At 81.5% G+C, this 563-nt stretch carries 1 pseudogene; it reads left to right on the forward strand.

What is annotated here, in order from left to right:
• Positions 1–563: pseudogene (locus tag ABD323_RS39950) on the forward strand (hypothetical protein); the annotation flags it as partial.

Here is a 563-nt window from a genome sequence, read left to right on the forward strand (position 1 = left end):
GTGGGGGCCGGCTCGCGGACCTGGCCGCCGACCGGGTGGAGCGTCCCGACGGGCTCTGCGGGGAGGAGCCGCAGGCGGCGTTGACCGTGCTGGTCGGCGAGCCGGGCAGCGGGCGCAGCACCGAGCTGGCGGCCCTGGCCGTACGCCGGGCCGGTGCCGTGGGGCCGCTGCCCACGCTCTGGCTGCGCGGCGCCGACCTGTGGGCCGCCGACCGTTCACCGGCCGAGGCGCTGGGCCGGTCGCTGAGCGCGCTGGGCGCCGGCCTGGCGCCCGGTGGTGGAGCCGGCCAGGACCCGGCCCGGGCGGTGGCGGAGGTGTGCGCGGCGGCCGGCCGGCCGCTGCTGGTGGTGCTGGACGCCCCGGAGGAGGCGCCGGCCGCGCTGGGCGCGGCCTGGCTGCGCGAGACGCTGCGCTGGCTGGAGGAGAGCGGGGCCAGGCTGTTGCTGGCCTGTCGGCCGGAGAGCTGGGAGCAGGCGGCGCCGGGTGGTGTCCCCGCGGAGCGCGGCGACGGCGACGGCGACGGCGACGGCGACGGCGACGGCGACGGCGACGGCGACGGCGAC

Origin of the sequence: Kitasatospora nipponensis (assembly GCF_039528135.1) — a bacterium.
GTDB classification, from domain to species: Bacteria; Actinomycetota; Actinomycetes; order Streptomycetales; family Streptomycetaceae; genus Kitasatospora; species Kitasatospora nipponensis.